The 17,550-nt window shown below is 56.4% G+C and carries 10 protein-coding genes; 4 read left to right on the top strand and 6 right to left on the bottom strand.

Features of this window, described 5'->3' with window-relative positions; genetic code table 11:
• Nucleotides 1–15 precede the first annotated feature (15 nt).
• Genes IE099_RS15350 through IE099_RS15340 form a run of 3 tightly spaced genes read right to left on the bottom strand, consistent with a single transcriptional unit; the run spans nt 16 to nt 2,986 of the window.
• Complete coding sequence (locus tag IE099_RS15350; protein WP_189571676.1) at nt 16–1,269, bottom strand: DUF445 domain-containing protein; 1,254 nt, start codon at nt 1,267–1,269, stop codon at nt 16–18.
• Nucleotides 1,266–2,183, bottom strand: a complete 918-nt coding sequence (locus IE099_RS15345) for a thiamine-phosphate kinase (RefSeq protein ID WP_189571673.1) — start codon at nt 2,181–2,183, stop codon at nt 1,266–1,268. The genes IE099_RS15350 and IE099_RS15345 overlap by 4 nt, the downstream gene beginning before the upstream one ends.
• A complete protein-coding gene (locus IE099_RS15340; RefSeq protein ID WP_189571671.1) occupies nt 2,183–2,986 on the bottom strand; it encodes a CPBP family intramembrane glutamic endopeptidase in 804 nt (267 codons plus the stop codon). Before IE099_RS15340 ends, IE099_RS15345 begins: the two co-directional genes overlap by 1 nt.
• A 336-nt stretch (nt 2,987–3,322) precedes the next feature.
• Between IE099_RS15340 and tkt the strand changes: the two genes are divergently transcribed.
• Nucleotides 3,323–5,293 (top strand): transketolase, encoded by a 1,971-nt coding sequence (tkt, locus tag IE099_RS15335; protein WP_189571669.1) that lies wholly within the window; start codon nt 3,323–3,325, stop codon nt 5,291–5,293.
• Between the two features lie 89 nt (nt 5,294–5,382).
• Here the strand turns inward: tkt and IE099_RS15330 are convergent, their stop codons facing one another.
• Nucleotides 5,383–7,605 carry a DUF6250 domain-containing protein gene (locus IE099_RS15330; RefSeq protein WP_189571666.1) on the bottom strand — a complete coding sequence of 741 codons (2,223 nt, stop codon included), beginning with the start codon at nt 7,603–7,605 and terminating at the stop codon, nt 5,383–5,385.
• Between the two features lie 267 nt (nt 7,606–7,872).
• Here IE099_RS15330 and IE099_RS15325 point away from each other — a divergent pair, with 267 nt between their 5' ends.
• From IE099_RS15325 to IE099_RS15315, 3 genes are all read left to right on the top strand, one after another.
• Nucleotides 7,873–8,394: a hypothetical protein gene (locus IE099_RS15325; protein ID WP_189571664.1), complete on the top strand. Its 522-nt coding sequence runs from the start codon at nt 7,873–7,875 to the stop codon at nt 8,392–8,394.
• 81 nt (nt 8,395–8,475) lie between these two features.
• Nucleotides 8,476–9,594 carry a redox-regulated ATPase YchF gene (gene ychF, locus IE099_RS15320; protein WP_189571661.1) on the top strand — a complete coding sequence of 373 codons (1,119 nt, stop codon included), beginning with the start codon at nt 8,476–8,478 and terminating at the stop codon, nt 9,592–9,594.
• 75 nt (nt 9,595–9,669) lie between these two features.
• Nucleotides 9,670–11,241 carry an arylsulfatase gene (locus tag IE099_RS15315; RefSeq protein ID WP_189571659.1) on the top strand — a complete coding sequence of 524 codons (1,572 nt, stop codon included), beginning with the start codon at nt 9,670–9,672 and terminating at the stop codon, nt 11,239–11,241.
• Between the two features lie 718 nt (nt 11,242–11,959).
• Here IE099_RS15315 and recQ read toward each other — a convergent pair.
• Both recQ and IE099_RS15305 read right to left on the bottom strand, forming a co-directional pair.
• Nucleotides 11,960–14,149, bottom strand: a complete 2,190-nt coding sequence (gene recQ / locus IE099_RS15310; RefSeq protein ID WP_189571656.1) for a DNA helicase RecQ — start codon at nt 14,147–14,149, stop codon at nt 11,960–11,962.
• 89 nt (nt 14,150–14,238) lie between these two features.
• Nucleotides 14,239–17,424, bottom strand: a complete 3,186-nt coding sequence (locus tag IE099_RS15305) for a carbohydrate-binding protein (protein ID WP_194598398.1) — start codon at nt 17,422–17,424, stop codon at nt 14,239–14,241.
• Nucleotides 17,425–17,550: the final 126 nt, after the last annotated feature.

Here is a 17,550-nt window from a genome sequence, read left to right as displayed (position 1 = left end):
GCCACCAAGACTGGGCTAGCCCCAAATCAACACTCCCAAGCCGTGCAATAACAACCCGACGCACCCACCAATCAAAGTCCCGTTGATGCGGATGAATTGGAGGTCGGGGCCGACTTGGTTTTCGAGGCGCTCGATGAGGTCATCGGCTTCCCAACTGTCGACGGTGCGGCTGATGATTTTTTCAATCCCTTCACCATAGCGCTCGAAGAATCCGGCAACTGCTTTCTCAATCGTTGACTCCAGGTTGTCGAGCTTCTCGGGGTCATCCAAAAGTCGGTGCGACATTCCCGAAATCATCTCGCTCCACCGTCCCCCATCGCCACCTTCCTCCAGATTGCGGGCCTCCGCGAGAGTGTAACGTCCGACTCCGCGAATCACTTCTTCGAGGACTGCTTGGGTCTCGGGGTCTGCGAGGACGCGTTCTTTGAAAGCCTCCCACTCGCTCCCGCCACTGGACTCCAGTTCCTCCAAAGTCTGCCCCAGCGCTTCCTCTATCTTGTCGAAGAGCGGGTGGGCTTCGTCCTTGCTGGCAGATTCCAGCTCCGCTGAAAGCTTTTCGATGGCTTTACCGGACATCATCATGGCGGCCACTTCGGTAACAGCGCCGAGAATTTTTGCCCCTCGCATGGGAGCTCCTTTGCGGGCCTCGTCCATGACCCAATCGCGATTCTGCGCCACGGTTAGACTCAGGCGTCCCAGCACCGGCGCGAGAACCTGACGACGGGATGGACTGCGCAGAAAACCTTCCAAAAGAACCGAAACCAAACGCCCCACAGGCAGCCCTTGCAAGCCCTCCCGCAACTTCTCAGCTCCCATGCGGGAAAGCTCCATCCCGTCCGTCTTGGCCATGAGGGCGGGTAAGGTCCCTGCCACCCGCTGGACGGCCCGCTCGGCATTTTCCTGTGAAGAGAGCCAACCGGCCAAGCGTTCCACCGGACGCCAGTCCTTCCACTGACGGCTCACTTCTTCGCGGGTGAAAAAGCTCCCCCTAACAAACTGCCCCACCAAAGCCCCAATCCGCTCCTTCTCCTCGCGCACGATCGCGGTGTGCGGGATCGGCAGACCGAGCGGATGCCGGAACAAGGCGGTGACCGCAAACCAGTCTGCCAGAGCTCCCACCATCGCCGCTTCCGAAAACGCTCTCACCCAGGCCCAAGCCGTCATGGTTTCCTCCAGAGTGCGGGAAACTCCGTAAGTCACTGCCATGACCACGAGCAATCCCGTGGCGAGCATCCGCATCCGCTTTAATTTTTCACGACCATCGTTCATTTCGATTCCTTGCTTTTCCTGTTGAAATGTTGCCAACCTCCACTCCCGAGATCGCCCTCTCCTTCTGCAGTGAGCCGCCCAATGCGAGTCAATCCCACCGTTGGGAACACCCTCTGAAACTCCGCTACCCAATCCCCGGCCGGTGCCGCAAGGAGAAGCTCCATATCTTCGCCATCCCCCAGCGCCTGCTCCACCGTGCATCCGTCGTGGAGAGGCAAGCACTCCTCTTCCAAAACAAAGCCACAACCACTGGCCCGAGCCAAGCGAGGCAGGTCACGTCGCAACCCATCGGAGAGGTCCATCATGGCGTGGGCATACTTACCCAACCACTTGCCTTCCTCCGCCCGCGGCAGAAAGTCCAGATGGCGTTCGCTCTCGAAGCTGCCACCCAGCCGTCCGGTCACCCAGAGGTCATCATCCACGCGACCACTGCCGCGCGTGACCACTCCATTGCGCGGCACTCTGCCGGTTCCCGAAATACTAATTAGGGTCGCGCCACCGTCTGGCAAACTCACGGTCTCGCCACCAACAATGGACGCTCCATATCTCTCCGCGCACTTCACCAATCCACGGTAGAGCCCCTCGACCCAAGCCATCGATTCGTTGCCCGAGGCGGCCAAGGTCACCATCAACTCGTGAGAACTCCCCCCCATGGCGGCAAAGTCGCTCACCACGCGCGCGGCCGCCTTCCACCCGACGCGCTCGGGTTCCGTCTCAGGTAAAAAGTGCACCCCGGCCACGACTGCGTCGGTTTTTAACAGGAGCAAATCATCCCCGCCCACATCGACCACCGCGCAATCGTCACCCGCTCCGACCAGCACATTTTTCCCCATGGGTAATCCCGCCACCAATCGGCGCACCACTTCCTCCTCTCCGAGGCTTTCGAGTCGTTCCTGACTGGGGGCATCGCTCATCACTCCAGAAAACTACCCGAAAAAACAAAACCGTTGTTCAAAAAATGAATCCCAACCGGAGCCCAGATCGATCCGGTCAGTTCGTAGGCAGCAATTAGAATCAAACTCAGCAAGAAACGCCCGAGTAAATACGCTCCATCCAGATGAGCGGCGGCAAAGAACAGCGAGACCGTGAGAGCCGCCAGCCAAATCCCACCCATCCGCTTGAGGACGGGATAGAGGTAACCACGAAAGACGATCTCCTCGGTCATTGGAGCCGCGACAACCGTAACCAGGCCCCACAGGTAGATAGACACGGGTAGGACCTCGTTTTCAGCAGCCACCGGATCCGCCACCCGGCGAAAGACCCGGGCGGTCCAATCTTCGAAGCCCAGCGCCCACAACCCTTCCAAAATGAGGGAATAGACAATGAAGCCCGTAAACGTCACCCCGATCACCCACCAGTATCGCCCGGGACGCAAGCCCCAGAAGAGCGTCAAATCGACGCGATGATAGAGCACCCCCAAAACCACCCCAATAAAAGCCAACTGGAGAACCAGTTGGCTCACCAGCAACCCGGTGGTCGCGAATTCTGGACTTCGAATTTGACCCAAATCAATCCAGTTCCCCAAATAGATGGCGAAAATCAGACCTACTCCCGCCATATCAATCCAGCCGAGGTGACGGGTCTCCACCACTCCCACATGTCGCCCGGGACGAGAGGCCCAGCCCTTTCGGAAAGAAAAGAAAAGCAAACAAACGAGCAACAACGCGACCGAAAGCAAGAGGCTGCCTCCCAGAAACGCGTATTCAAAGCCCTGCATGAGCGCCAGCGTCTAACACCCTTTGAAAAGAGAAGCGAGTCCGGCAAGTGGAGTTTTCCTGCCAGAAACCCACCGTTCCGTCCTCCCACTCATTTGGTGTTTTTCGTCTGAATTGGAGAATTACTCCTCAAATTCGCGAAAGTGTCTGCAATCCAAACCACAGAATCTCATTTTCGCTCTTTCACCCCCCGTTTTCCATCTGCCTCGGGAGTCGCGACGCCTGAAAACACACGAAAAAGAGCGAGTATGAAGCCGTCTACTCTTTAACACTTTGCGTTTTCATAGCGGTTGCGGCTTGTCAATTCGCCTCATTTCCCCAAGGTTCCCGCCTTTCTCATGAACACAGATGTTTTGCAAAAAGCCGCCGCTGAGGCTCGCGGCCTCGCCATTGATGCCGTCCACGCTTGCTCCTCCGGTCACTTGGGGCTTCCCCTCGGTTGTGCGGAAATCGGTTCCGTTCTCTTTTCCGAGTCACTGAACTTCAACCCTGCTGCTCCCAAGTGGTTGAATCGTGACCGCTTCATCCTTTCCGCAGGTCACGGCTCGATGTTTATTTACAGCTGGTTGCACCTTGCTGGATACGACCTCTCTCTCGAGGAGTTGAAGAACTTCCGCAAGCTTCACAGCAAGACTCCTGGTCACCCTGAGAACTTCGAAACCGTCGGCGTCGAAGCCACCACCGGCCCCCTCGGTCAAGGAGTGGGCAATGCCGTTGGTTACGCCCTTTCCGCCAAGCGGGCCGCGGCCAAGTTCAACACTGCCGACCACACCATCTTCGACAACCACGTCGTCGCCCTCGCCGGTGACGGCTGCCTCCAGGAAGGGGTCGCCCAAGAGGCCATCGCCTTCGCTGGTCACAACGAGCTCGACAACCTGATCCTGATCTACGACTCCAACGACGTCACCCTCGACGCCATGGCCAAGGTCACCCAGGGCTGGGACACCGAAGCTTACTTCAAGTCTCTCAACTGGAATGCCTCCACCATCGACGGGCACGACCTCTCCGCGGTTGCAGCAGCCCTGGAGACCGCCAAGAACACCAAGAATGGCAAGCCCACCGTCATCATCGCCAAGACCGAGATCGGTCGCGGCATCCCCGAAGTCGCCGGCACCGCGAAGGGCCACGGCGAAGGCGGAGCGAACTTTGCGGAAAGCGCCCGCGCGGGACTCGGCCTTCCCGCCGAGACCTTCTACGTCTCCGATGAGGTGAAAGCTCACTTCGCAGCGAAGGCGGAGGAGAAGAAAGCGGCCTTCGATGCTTGGCAGGCCACCTACGACGCCTGGACTGCGGCGAACCCCGAGTTGGCGAAGGAGCTTCAGGACTGCGTCTCCGGCGCCATTCCCTCCGACCTGCGCGACACCATCCCTGCCTTTGGCGATGACTACGCCGACGCCACCCGTGGAGCAGGTGGGGTTGTCATCAACGAAGTTTCCAAGCTCGTCCCCAGCCTTTTGACTGGTTCCGCCGACCTTTACGGTTCGACCAAGAACTACATCAAGGATGCCGGCGACTACTCTGCCGAAACTCCCGAGGGGAAAAACATCTGGTTCGGTATCCGCGAGCACGCCATGGGCGCGATCTGCAACGGCATCGCCTATGACGGTCTCTTCCGTGCCAGCGGCGCGACCTTCCTTGTCTTTGCCGACTACCTGCGCCCCAGCATTCGTCTGGCAGGCTTGGCCAAGTTGCCCGTCATCTACATCTTCACCCACGACTCCGTGGGTGTGGGCGAAGACGGACCGACTCACCAGCCCGTCGAGACCGTGAGCGGCCTCCGCGTGATCCCCAACCTCGACGTTATCCGCCCCGGCGACCCCGAGGAAGTGGCCGGCGCCTGGGCCTCCGCGATGCTCCGCACCGACGGACCGACCGCGTTGATCCTTTCCCGCCAAAAGGTCGTCACCCAGAAGCAAATCGACGTGACTGCCCGCCGCGAAGGCACCAGCCGTGGAGCCTACATCGCCAAGAAGGAAGAAGGAGCCCTCGAAGCCATCGTCATCGCGACAGGTTCCGAGCTCCAGCACGCCATCAAGGCTGCTGACGGCAAGCCCGGGGTCCGCGTGGTCTCCATGCCCTGCATGGAGCGCTTCGACCGTCAGGGTTGCGACTACAAGGAAGAGATTTTGCCAAAAGCCTGCACCAAGCGCATCGCCATCGAGGCCGGCGTTTCGGGGCTCTGGCACAAGTATGTCGGCTGCGACGGCGAAATCATCGCCATCGACCGCTTCGGCATCTCCGCTCCCGGCGACACCGTCTTCTCCGAGCTCGGCATCACTGTCGAGGCCATCGAGAAGGCTCTTGCGTAGGGCTTGTCTATTCCCATTTTCAAAAAACTCAGGGTTCTCCGGGCCCTGAGTTTTTTTGTGCCTTCAGCTCATGCCAGGCAGCTGACTACTCAATGGCTGTTCCGCCCCAAGTCGGTCACTCTTCCTTTGCTCTCAATCGCATTATCACGGGACTGGTCGCCGAGAACGACAGGATGCCCAGTCTCATTGATGATAGTGTTCTCTTCAGCCCGATAGTGCTCATCTGCATGTTTGGCAAAGTGCTTTTCATAGCCAGGAGGAACCTTGGGAAAGTCGACACTGAGAAAGTCGAAGCGCATCTGATAGCCCACGATAATCGGACGCAGAACCACTGGTTCAGGACCCTCGCTGGCCTTGAAACGCACCCGATTACGAGTCCCCCGAATCGCGGCCAATGGATGATCCCCAAGTGTCTCCGTCGCCGGCAACACGGTCAGATCGATGTTCTGGCTATTGTTGGAGTTGGTATGGATATAGAGCAGCGGACCATAGGCGGCATTGCCGGAACAACGGACAATCTTCCCTTTGCTGGGTAGCGAATAGCCCTGCACGATGCAGTCGGTCACCACACAATCGTAGACCTCCGCACTCCGCGCGAGATAGAGCTTCACCCCCGCCCGCATTTTGCTGACCCGGCAATTCTCCACCTTCACATGGCGGGCACCGGGATAGGCGCGAATGCCATCCTCCGCGAGGTTGATCATATGGTCCCGCGGAATAGGAAGCCCTTTGACCGAGTCCGGCCACTGCAACTGGTAGTTAAACTTTCGAGCCAAATCGTCTTTGTCCTTCTCTTGATACAACTCATCGCTGCGACGGATCTCCCCTTCCACCGTGCAGTTGCGGACCAAGATATTGTCTCCGCCCTGGAAGAAAATGGCATGACCGAACGCCTCCATCTTAACGTAGCAATCCTCGATAATAGGCCGATTGCCTTTGGCCAAAATCCCACTGTGCTTTCGCAAGCTCATCGCAGCTCCTCCCCCAATGCCATACATATTACCGTAGCCGTAAGGTGAGGACCCTCGCACCGTCATGTGCAAGCCTCGCAAGATGATATCGTCCCCGTTTGCCCGTAGCTCGACAATGGCATGGGGTGGATGCAGCTCGGATTGTTGGTTATAGCTGCCGAAATCGGTGACCTTGGATTTGCCATTGGGATAGGTGTTCTCGGTCTTGAGGCCGATGAGCGTGATGCGGTCTCCCGAGAGCAGCAGCACCGCCTGCTCTCCCCCCCGACTCCGCCGCATCTTCCGGATGACCTCGAGCGGGATCTCGAATTTGACGTCAGTGAGGTTAATCTCGTTGTTGGAACCGGTGAAGTGAACGACGTTGGCGTCATTTTCCAAATCCTCAATCACATAGGTGCCGGGAGTCATGCGGATATGACGATTGCTCTCCTTCACCGCTTCACGAAGTTCCTCCACCGAAGACACGCTCACCTCAACAGGTGACGGCGGCTGCAGCTCATAGACGCGAAAGTTCCGGTATCGGTGATGGGTCCCGACCATGCGGAAACCGAAATATCCTTCCTGATAGAAGGGAAAATGCCTTTTCGTGTAGCGCGTGGGAAAGGTCGCCTTCTCGCCACCCGAGGAAAGACGCTCCATCTGGGCCAGATCCCCATACTCAGCTTCATAGACGACTTTCCCGTCCACGATGTATTGAATGAGATCGTCGTAGGCCACCAGCTGCACGGTCATCACCTCGTCCGGCCGGATGAGATAATCCTTTTGCTCGTCCTTGTCATTGAGGAACAGGTGCGCGGCATGCTCGCCATTCACTTCCCGAGGATAGCGACGCAGTCGAACCGTGCGATTGGCGCTCCCGGCCCCGCCCCCTCCCGTGCTGGCGTAGTAGCCATGAATCTTATCGTAGCTCGAAAATTTTCCCGTGTAGCGCTTTTCATCGAAAAGACTTCCTCCCCCGGGATCCGAGGCCAGCCAGAAGTTGTTGATATCCCGCGGGCTCATCCCCTTCACTCCGGGTGAGACCTGCGGACAGACCACCTCGTAGACGATGGAGACGCGCGTCTTCAGCTTTTCCTTGAACCAAATTGTCGCTCCTCGTCCGGGTAAGTAGCAATCGAGCCACCCGTCCCGGGACTCCACCCATGCCGCGTTCTCGTCTCCGCGCTTCTCAATCTGCACCTTCCAATTGCTGAGGTCGGTGAAGTCATCCTGCGCCAGGAGCTTCCCGACTTCGAAGCGGCCTTCCGCCTTGCCAAGGACCAGTGGGTCAGAGGCAGAGACCCTCGGAAGGAACACCACCGCAATCAATGCCAGAGCATTGCAAATCGAAGAGAATTTCATGGTGTGGCTCTACGCGAAAGGGCTCCCGCTTTTTCAATTCCCGCGACTCGCGCCGATAAAGGCTTAGAAGTTGACATGTTTGCGCAAAAACTTGGCCTCATTGGACAGACTCTCCGCCGAAAAGCGGAGCTGGCTTCTCGCAAATGAGTTGGTTTTCATGAAATCCAGCTGGGGTTTTTGAACGTAACAACAGCTATCCTGTCAAAACTGTCACTACGTTCGATGCTTGCCAGAGCGCCCAGTCAGATTAAACCTGCCCGTCCCCCAATGAAACTTGTCCTCTTCCCAATCCTGGCGATTTCCGCCCTGAGCTCTTGCAGTTCGGTCAAGAACACCGTGACCAAGGTGAAAGAAACCACCACGGACACCTTCCGCGCCGCGAAAGAAAAGACTCTCGGCCCCAGCGAACCCAAGCTCCGCCTCACCAAGGCCGATCCTTCGCGCTTCCTCCCCGAAGGCACCTCAGTGGCCAAAGTGAAAGCGAAGTCGACGACCCCGGAGCCCGAGAGAAAGGGCAAAATGCTGCTCGCCAAGAACACCCCGGCCAAGACCTCGGGACCCGCCGCTTCGACCGCTGCCGAGGCTGACCTGAGCGAGATTCCCCCGCTGGAACTTCCTCCTCTGCCCGCTCCGAGCGAAAACGATAGCGGAGAATTCATGGGAATCCTCCCCTCTCTCGACGGCAGCGAAGGCGCAACCTTCATTGAAGTAGAGGGCGAAACTCCCGAGCTTCCCCCGCTTGCAGCGCCAGAATTAACGGAAGAAGAATCCGCAGAGAAGAAGGCTTAAGCGCAACCAAACTGCTGGAAGCCCACCCTTCCTTGTCGTTTTTTCCTTTTTCTTTCCCCCGTTTTCGAGCAAAGCGGAGCCATGCTTCAAGCCGGAATCGTCGGAATGCCCAACGTGGGAAAGTCCACCCTCTTCAACGCCCTCACCCGCACCCGCAAAGCTGAGGCGGCCAACTATCCCTTCTGCACCATCGATCCCAACGTGGGCGTGGTGACCGTTCCCGACGAACGTCTGGCGGCACTTTCCAAGATCTCGGGCTCCAAGGAGCTGATCCCCACCGCCATCGAGTTCGTCGACATTGCCGGCCTCGTGGAAGGAGCCTCCAAGGGCGAAGGCCTCGGCAACAAGTTCCTCGCCAACATCCGCGAAGTCGACGCCATCGTACAGGTGGTGCGTTGCTTCGAGAACGACGACATCATTCACGAACTCGGCTCCGTCGACCCGACCCGCGATATCGAGATCATCAACTCCGAGCTCATCCTCGCCGACATCACTTCCTTGGAAAAACGCAAGGAATCCCGCGCGAAGAAAGCCCGCAGCAACGACAAGGAGGCCGCGGCCGAAGTTGCGCTCTGCGAAAAGCTCATTCCCCACCTCGACGAAGGTAAGCCCGCCATCACCGCCGACCTGACCGATGACGAGCGTGACCTGCTCCGTCGCGAATTCGCGCTTCTGTCCAACAAGCGCACCATCTTCGCCTGCAACGTCTCCGAGGACGAACTGGGAGCCGCCGTCGCCGACCCCCAGAGCAATGCTCTTGTCAAAAAGGTGCAGGACTACGCTGCCGAAGCGCACGGCGCCGAGGCCATCGTCATTTCCGCGCGAATTGAAGAAGAACTCATCGACCTCGACGCGGAGGAAGCCGCCGAGTTCCTCGCCGACATGGGCGTGAACGACTCCGGAGTCTCGACCTTGATCAAGGGTGTCTATCACCTCCTCGGTCTGCGCACCTACCTGACCACCGGCGAGAAAGAAACCCGCGCCTGGACCATCCGCGAGGGCGACAAGGCTCCCGCTGCCGCTGGCGTCATTCACACCGATTTCGAGCGCGGCTTCATCGCGGCGGAAGTCGTCCACTTCGACGACCTCACCAGCCTCGGCTCCAAGTCCGCCGCCCGCGATGCCGGCAAATACCGCATCGAAGGGAAAGAATACGTGGTCAAGGATGGCGACGTCATCGAGTTCCGCTTCAACGTCTGAAGCCTCCAGACACATAAAAAGGTCGATTGGCGAAAGCCGCTGAAAGCTGAACGGATAAATCCGAGTAACTTTCGTATGAATCGACTTTTTCAGACTCTTTGCGTCCTTTGCCTAGCCGTTGCGGGACTACAGGCCGAGCGCCCCAATATCCTGCTGGTGATGACCGATGATATGGGGTTTTCCGACCTCGGCTGCTATGGTGGCGAGATCGAAACCCCCACCTTGGACCAATTGGCTGCAGACGGGCTGCGCTTTTCCCAGTTTTACAACACCGCCAAGTGCCACTCCTCGCGAGTCAGCCTGCTCACCGGACTCTGGTGTCGTCAGGCTGGGGATGAGAAGCTGCAGCGAGCCGTCACCATCCCCGAGGTTCTGCAACCCGCCGGATATACGACCTTGATGAGCGGCAAATGGCACCTCGCCAAGGAGCCCACCGACTTCGGATTCGAGCGCTACTTTGGCCACCTCTCCGGCGCCACGAACTATTTTCGCGGCGACAATACTTTCCGGCTCGATGGAAAGCATTGGGAAGTCCCCGAGGAAGGGTTCTACACCACCACCGCCAAGGTCGACCATGCCTTGAGCTTTCTCGATGATGCCCGGGAGAAAGAAAAACCGTGGTTCCTTTATCTCGCCTTCAACGCCCCTCACGCCCCCTTGCAACCTCTGAAGGAAGATTACGAAAGATACCTGAAGAGATACCAGGTCGGTTGGGATGTGGTTCACACCGAACGCAGCGAAAAGATGAATCGAGGGAAGCTCTTTGGCAAAGAGATCAAAGTATCACCTCGACCCGGCCACGTTCCGGCCTGGGATAGCCTGACTCCCGAGATTCAGGATTGGGAATCCCGCCGCATGGCCGCCCTCGCCGCTTTGGTGCACCGCATTGATAGGGAAATGGCCCGTCTGGTTGCCTCTTTGAAAGAGAACGGAGAACTCGAGAACACCCTCATCCTTTTCGTCAACGACAACGGAGCCTGCCCCTACGACCGCATCAGTGTCGGGATGGACAAACAGCCTTATGAAAAGGGCAGCAACTGGTCCGACAGCACCGGTTGGGCTTGGGCGCGCAACACCCCTTTCCGCTACTACAAACAGAATCAGTTCGAAGGAGGCATCGCCTCCCCCGCCATCGTCCATTGGCCTGCAGGTCTCAAGACCGATGCCGGCTCGGTCTCTCACTCCCCCGCTCACTTGGTGGACGTCATGCCGACCTTCCTTGAAGTCGCGAAAACCGAAATGCCCGATGAGTTCCCGGACCGCGATTTGCAGCCGCTGGCAGGACAATCACTGACTCCAATTTTCGCTGGGGAATCTCCCGCCAGCCGCCCTCCGATCCACTTTCTCTTTTCCAAGGACCGCGCTCTCCGTGATGGAGACTGGAAGCTTGTTTCCTTTCGCCAAGGCCCTTGGCAGCTCTACAACATCAAGGAAGACCGCACCGAGCTTTTCAACGTGGCAGACCAGCATGCCGGGATTGTCGAAAGGCTTTCCAAGAAGTGGCACGAGATGGCAGAAGATGTGTTGCGAGCTCCAAAGAAAGAGCGGGCTCCCGTCCTCACCGAAAAGCAAACCGTTCATCCCGAATGGTCCAACTACTCTGGAAAGAATGGAGCCCAAACCAGCTCGCGGACGAGGAAGAAGTAATAAAGGGCCAGAAAGGGACCGCGAGTGCCCACACTCGCCCCACAGCCTCGTCATTCGAACAACCGTGGTTCAACGAACAACCCGAAGACGCTAAATTCTTCCGCTTGCGGTGTTACAGAACACCACCGCCTAAGGGGAATCGAGGCGCCTTTTCTTCGAAGGACTCGTCAAACTCGATTCTATTGAAAGGTGCAGGTCTGCTTTCCCTCCCTTTGCCGGTCTGCTCTCCATGCCTCCGCGTGACCCCGTGGTTGAGCAAGCAAGCTTTGCTCTTCCCGGGTAGGTGAGAGAACGAACCCATCCATCTCAAAGCGGCAGCAAGCGGCACGCACTCCAAAAAGTCTCCCGTCGGACCGCGAGTGCCCCCACTCGCCCCACAGCTCCGTCATTCTATGTCACGTGGTTCAGAGAACAACCCAAAGACGCTAAATTCTTCAGCTTGTGGTGTTACAGAATACCGTCGCCTGAGAGGAATCGAGGCGCCTTTTCTTCGTAGGACTCGTCAAACTCGCATCTACTGAAAGGTACAGGTTTGCCTATCCCTCCCTTTGCCGGTCTGCTCTCCATGCCTCCGCGTGCCCCCGTGGTTGAGCAAGCAAGCTTTGCTCTTCCCGGGTAGGTGGGAGAACGAACCCATCCACCTCAAAGCGGCAGCAAGCGGCACGCACTCCAAAAGGTCTCCCGACGGATTGGGGGTAACCCCAATCTTCGGAGTGCCTCACTCTCGTGCCATCACTGCGAGGAGAATGCGGACTTGTCCGTAGGTCAGTCGTCCTTCGGATTCCTCAACCACCGGTTTGAGAGACTCCGTGCCGTGTTTCATGAGCAATTCGCGAGCGAACTTCTCCTGCTCGGGATTCACCTGCGCACGCCAATCCAACTCTTCTCCTTCCTCGATAAAGCGGGCAAAGTGTCCTTCAATCGTGCTGAGACTCAACGAACGCTTCTCGGCGATTTCCGGCAAGGTCAGACCGGATCGAATCATCTCCAAGGTGGTCATGAAGGTGGCAGAAGGAGGGCGCTTGACCTTTTCTGCCGAAGCTTTTGGCTTCACTTCCGCAATCGACTTGCGCTTCCGTTCCACCTCCGGATGAAGACCAAGATACTCCCCGATTACGGCTAGAAAACGCGGCCCATAAACTTCACATTTGTGAGTTCCAATCCCGGGAATCTTCCGCAAGTCGCCATCATCCACAGGCATCGCCGCAGACAAAAAGCGCAAGGTGCGGTCTGCCAAAACGACATAAGGAGGAACTGAATCCTCATCGGCGATCGACTTTCGCAAAGCCTTGAGATGCTCGAAGAGACCTTCATCACAGGGAATATCCTCTCCCGCTTTCTTCGAGACCTTGGCCCGCTCTTTCCGCGGGTCCTGATAGAACGAGAACTCCCGCTCGCCCTTCATGATGCGCCACGATTCCGCAGTCAGCCTGGGGATGGAATAGCCATCGTCGGACAGCTCCACCACCTCGTGGGCAATGAGGTTATCGAGCACATTGCGCCAATGCTTCTTGTGCTTGCCACTGCCGAGACCGTAAGTCTTCAAGTTCTGATGACCATTCTCGCGAATCTTCTCAGTATTCGCACCCGCCACGACATCGCAAACATGTCGACTGCCAAAGCGCTCCCCCGTGCGAGCAATCGCCGAAAGAATATACTGCGCATCCCGCGTGGCATCGACCTTCTCATAGCCACCTGCACAGAAGTCACAATTGCCACAATTCTCCCCTTCTAAAGTTTCCCCAAAGTAACGAAGCAAAGCCTTGCGACGACAGGTCGGCACGGCGGCGAACTTCTCCATCTCACGCAACAGGTTCATGGTGCGGAGCCGTTCCTTTTCATCCGAAATCTCTGTTAGAAAATTCCGCAACTTGGCTCCATCCCGGGGAGAATACAGAAGCAAGCATTCGGAAGGCTCCCCATCGCGACCGGCGCGTCCGGTCTCCTGATAGTAGGACTCAATATTTTTAGGTAAATCGCCATGTAAGACGAAACGCACGTCCGGCTTATCGATCCCCATCCCGAATGCCACCGTCGCCACGATGATTCCCACATCATCCCGAATAAAGGCCTCCTGCACGCGGCTTCGCTCAGCGGATTCCATCCCCGCATGATAGGCCTGTGCGGCGATGCCATTGGCCTTCAGCAAATTCGCGGTGTCCTCCACACTCTTTCGTGAAGTGCGGTAGATCACTCCCGATTGCCCAGGCCGCGCTTTCACAAAATCGATCAGCTGACTTTCCCAATCCTGCTTCTGCCGAACATCGTAATAGAGATTGGAGCGGTCGAAGGAGGCTCGAATCTTGACTGGTTGATGAAGATTGAGCTTAGCCTCAATATCATCTGCCACCTTCGAAGTCGCAGTGGCGGTAAAAGCTCCAATGGGCGTCTCGGGAAAGGCTTTGCGAAGCTCGCCAAGGAACAGATAGTCCGGCCGAAAGTCGTGCCCCCACTCGGAAAGGCAGTGCGCCTCATCAATCGCAAAGAAGGCAGGCCCCCCGCTGGGGCAGTCGCGCAAACGATCCAGCATCCCGCTGGAAGAGAGGCGTTCGGGCGCAAGATAGAGCAAATCTAGTTCCCCCGTTCGGTAAGCCCGTGCCGCCTCTTTGCGGTCCTCCAGAGACATATTGCTATTCACACAGGCTGCCCGAATCCCATTCGCCAAAGCCGCGTCGACCTGGTCTTTCATGAGCGCAATCAAAGGACTCACCACCACCGCACAGCCTGGAGCCACCACCGCCGGGAGCTGATAACAGAGAGACTTTCCTCCCCCCGTCGGCATCACCCCGAAGACATCGCGCCCCGTTACCAAGCCTTCCACAAGCTCAGCTTGATGCGGCCGGAAATCGTCGAAACCAAAGGTCCGTTTGAGAACCTCCCTCACATCTGGACTCGCGGAAACACTCATTTCGCAAAGTGTTCAAAAAAACAGTTTGCAGTCAACGAAATTGCTTTTTGGAAAACTGAAAAGCTTCTGAAGCCTTCGTCCATCGAGAACTACTCCGTCCAAGCTTCCAGCCGGAAAAACATCTTGGAATTGGTCGAGTAATCAAAAGCGAAATCGATCTCAAGAAGACCTCCATTACCTTGATAGATCGAGCTTACAGGACTCCAGCTGTTGGCCGTCAAATCCTCACTTCCCATGACTTGGTAGAACTGTCCCAGACCTGATTTGGCAACTGCGGCCAAGACTTGCTCCTCACCGGCAAGGTTGGTCCCAAGCTCAAGACTCTCGATAACGACATCATCAGGAACGAGGGGATCCGATGGAACAGCCGAAGCTTCATTGGAAGCTGCGCTCTCGGCTCCACCCGAGGAAGCCGTCGCGACATAGTAATAGCGAATGCCGGGAGTCAACGAATCCGAGTCACTGTATGAAGTCGCGGTCACCCCACTGGCGATCGTAGCGTAGGGTCCGCCTTCCATCGTGGCTCGCTTCACCAAGTAGCTGGTCGCACCAGATACCGCCCCCCAACCGAGGTCAATGCGTGATGCATTGACCTTGTTCGCCGTGAAAGAGATGGGAGCCGCAAGAAGCAGAGAAGCACTCGCACCCGGCGAGTTAGCACTCTCTCCCCCTGCATTAACAGCCCGAACAACGTAAAAATACGACACTCCAGCCACCACGGAAGAATCACTGAAACTAGAAGTGGTCACACCATTCGCAATCTCATCATACGTGCCATCCAAACTAGTCGAACGAAGCACAGTGTAGCTATCCGCCTCGGAGACCAAATCCCAAGTTAAGTCGATCCGACTGTTTTCGACAGGGGTTGCAGTGAGCTGGACAGGAGCTTCTGGAACGGTCGGCTCATTGACCGTGAACCAGTTGAAATTCGCGAGAAAGTTTCCAGTTGAAGACGAAGCCTCCACAAAGTTGAGATAGAGATTATAAATTCCGGCATCGACATCGAGTTGAGTCGAGACCGTTTCATAGCTTTGCCAATTCCCGGTTACAGGAACTGCAACCGTTCCAAGCAGATTGCCCGTCGAACTTCCTTCTCGAATTTCGACAACTCCATCGGGACGACCAGCTGGGCGAGCCAGTCGAAACGTCATCACCGAATCGTCTTCCAGGGCAACCCCACCATATCGAGTGAAACTCCCACCGCGAATATGGCCCACATTCAATTCACCATCCGAATCACCAGTCGTCTCAGTTGCCACGTCCCAGGCATGAGAGTAATCTTCAGCCTCAATCCGATCGTTGGAAAAATCCTCGGTATCGAGGACGATCTCAAAGCAGCAAACGGATTCGGCTGGAATATTCGAGGCAAAGGAAGCTCCCTCAAAGACAGGTTCGAAAGTTTCAAAGCCCTCGACATCACTCGGGTCTGTCCAGCGGGTGCGTCTCACATTGGACTCAGCAATCGATCGGCCAGAAGGAGTAATCACCAAAGGGACCGTGCTCGAACTCTCGTTCACAACCCAGACCGTCATCAGGTTGCCCTTGATGAAGGCGGCAACCGTTCGGGGAATGTCATCGTCGTTGGAGCCCAAAGGAATCGTCAATGCTCCGGGTTCCTCAAGAATGTCGAGCGCGTGACCATAGTTCGAAGTGGAGCTCAACTTACGATAAATATAGTATTTAACATTGCGAGTTGGAGAGCCGCTCGGATTGAGGATGTAGGAATGCCCTTGATTAGCTGTTCCGATCGCCAACCAACCGTTGATACCGGAAAACCCGGCTCGAATCGCCTCAAGATAGTAGTAGAAAGAAGTCGTTTCGTTCTCACTGGATGTGCTTTTCCAACCATGAACCTCGGTATTCCAGATTTCTTTCTCCGGCCCTAGCACACTGCGAACTTTGTCCGCGAAAGTTTGAGCATCCCCCCCACGGTCAGTGTTGTGGCTGGCCGCTATATCAATGGAGTCCCTTCTGGCATTCGTAGTGTGAGCGTTGATCCAAGAGGTTCCTTGAGCATAGTTCCAAGCAGAGCTTGTCACAATTAGAGGCATGTCTTCGGGGTCCAGGTTTGCCTTGAGGTAGTTTGTAATATCTCGGGCATCGCCCGTATCAATTCGCGATCCTCCAAGAGGAGTTGCATCCTGCCATTCGTTGGTTAAATCGAGAAAGCTGATCTTGAATCCATAGGACTTCATCAACAAGATATAGCGCTCCAGATATTCGGCACACTTTTCCCACTTGAAATCAAAGTCACTCGTTACTGGGTCAGATGCTCCTGTGACCCAGATGGGATACGGCTGCCATTTGACATCCTGGTTCTCCCACTTCTTGTTTGGATAGGCCTCATTGAGTGGGCGCGGACTTGCGAAAAATTTGATATTGGGATTCGCCTGCTTCATCTCCTGCATCAGAGGGATAATCTTACTGGTGTAGGCCGAGAGGTCATAGCTCCCTTCAGTCAACTCATACTTGGAGTTGATCGCCACCCGAACGAAATCGATGTCAGCATCAACTGCAGACCAGCGAGCAACCTGATCGCGCTCGGAACCTGAGAGTCCTCCAGTCCAATACCACAAGCGCTCGTAATCCATCCCGTAGCGCATCTTCTGCTGAAGCGTGCTTCCTATAGTGAGAGCATAACCCAAAGGCTGGCCAGTAGCCGAAACTAGCAAGCGACCATTCGAACCGGAGTTGTCGATCGTAAACGACCAAACGCTGGTATCGACCCCGGGGGCAAAGGCCAGTCCGTTGTCGATGACCGGACCATTCTCAACTTCCATCACCACCCAGGTCCCCCCTCCGCTGGTTAGATTGTAGTAGTCTACATCCAGTAGGGCGCCATCTTCAAAGGTGGCAGAAGGGCCTGCAGTCGAGCTTCCATCCTTTAGAACGATCGGAGTGACCCCACCAAAGTCGATTCCAACCCGTAAAACGGATCCACTGTTCTGCTCCCAAAAGCCGTCGGAATCAGTATTCGCGCCCGCGATCCCAATCTCGCTCGAAGCCGAACCGAGAACCGAGAAAGTCCCGTCACCATCCTTCGAAAAATGACCTAATCGAACTCCTGTCCTCGTGAGAAACGAGCCCCCGGAAATGACGAAGGTTCCGCTCCCGGAATCACTCGAACTTGAATTGGCCCCCAGATAGAGAGAGACTCCATTTTTAGCCCGTCCTATTCTAAGTTCTCCACTTGAAAGTTCATAGTTAGCGGAACTCCCCAAAGCTCGCCCCAATTCCAAAGCATTTACATCGAAATCTCCTCCTGTGTGATTCACGGTCCCGTCCATCTGACTATAGACCGTTTTTCAAATGAACTTGCCGTTATTCGGAGTAAGGATTGCAGACTGATTTAAGAACATCAGGTTCCTTGAGGAGCGCTCGGATGGATTGAAAAACCTTCT

It is taken from the genome of Roseibacillus persicicus (genome assembly GCF_014651675.1).
GTDB lineage: Bacteria > Verrucomicrobiota > Verrucomicrobiia > Verrucomicrobiales > Akkermansiaceae > Roseibacillus > Roseibacillus persicicus.
Note: the sequence above shows the minus strand (reverse complement) of the source record. Positions and strands in the feature narration are given on the sequence as shown.

Bases quoted from the DNA above. Each gene is read 5' to 3' on its own strand.
- IE099_RS15350 (WP_189571676.1), bottom strand. From the start codon at position 1,269: ATGAACGATGGTCGTGAAAAATTAAAGCGGATGCGGATGCTCGCCACG.
- IE099_RS15345 (WP_189571673.1), bottom strand. From the start codon at position 2,183: ATGAGCGATGCCCCCAGTCAGGAACGACTCGAAAGCCTCGGAGAGGAG.
- IE099_RS15340 (WP_189571671.1), bottom strand. From the start codon at position 2,986: ATGCAGGGCTTTGAATACGCGTTTCTGGGAGGCAGCCTCTTGCTTTCG.
- tkt (WP_189571669.1), top strand. From the start codon at position 3,323: ATGAACACAGATGTTTTGCAAAAAGCCGCCGCTGAGGCTCGCGGCCTC.
- IE099_RS15330 (WP_189571666.1), bottom strand. From the start codon at position 7,605: ATGAAATTCTCTTCGATTTGCAATGCTCTGGCATTGATTGCGGTGGTG.
- IE099_RS15325 (WP_189571664.1), top strand. From the start codon at position 7,873: ATGAAACTTGTCCTCTTCCCAATCCTGGCGATTTCCGCCCTGAGCTCT.
- ychF (WP_189571661.1), top strand. From the start codon at position 8,476: ATGCTTCAAGCCGGAATCGTCGGAATGCCCAACGTGGGAAAGTCCACC.
- IE099_RS15315 (WP_189571659.1), top strand. From the start codon at position 9,670: ATGAATCGACTTTTTCAGACTCTTTGCGTCCTTTGCCTAGCCGTTGCG.
- recQ (WP_189571656.1), bottom strand. From the start codon at position 14,149: ATGAGTGTTTCCGCGAGTCCAGATGTGAGGGAGGTTCTCAAACGGACC.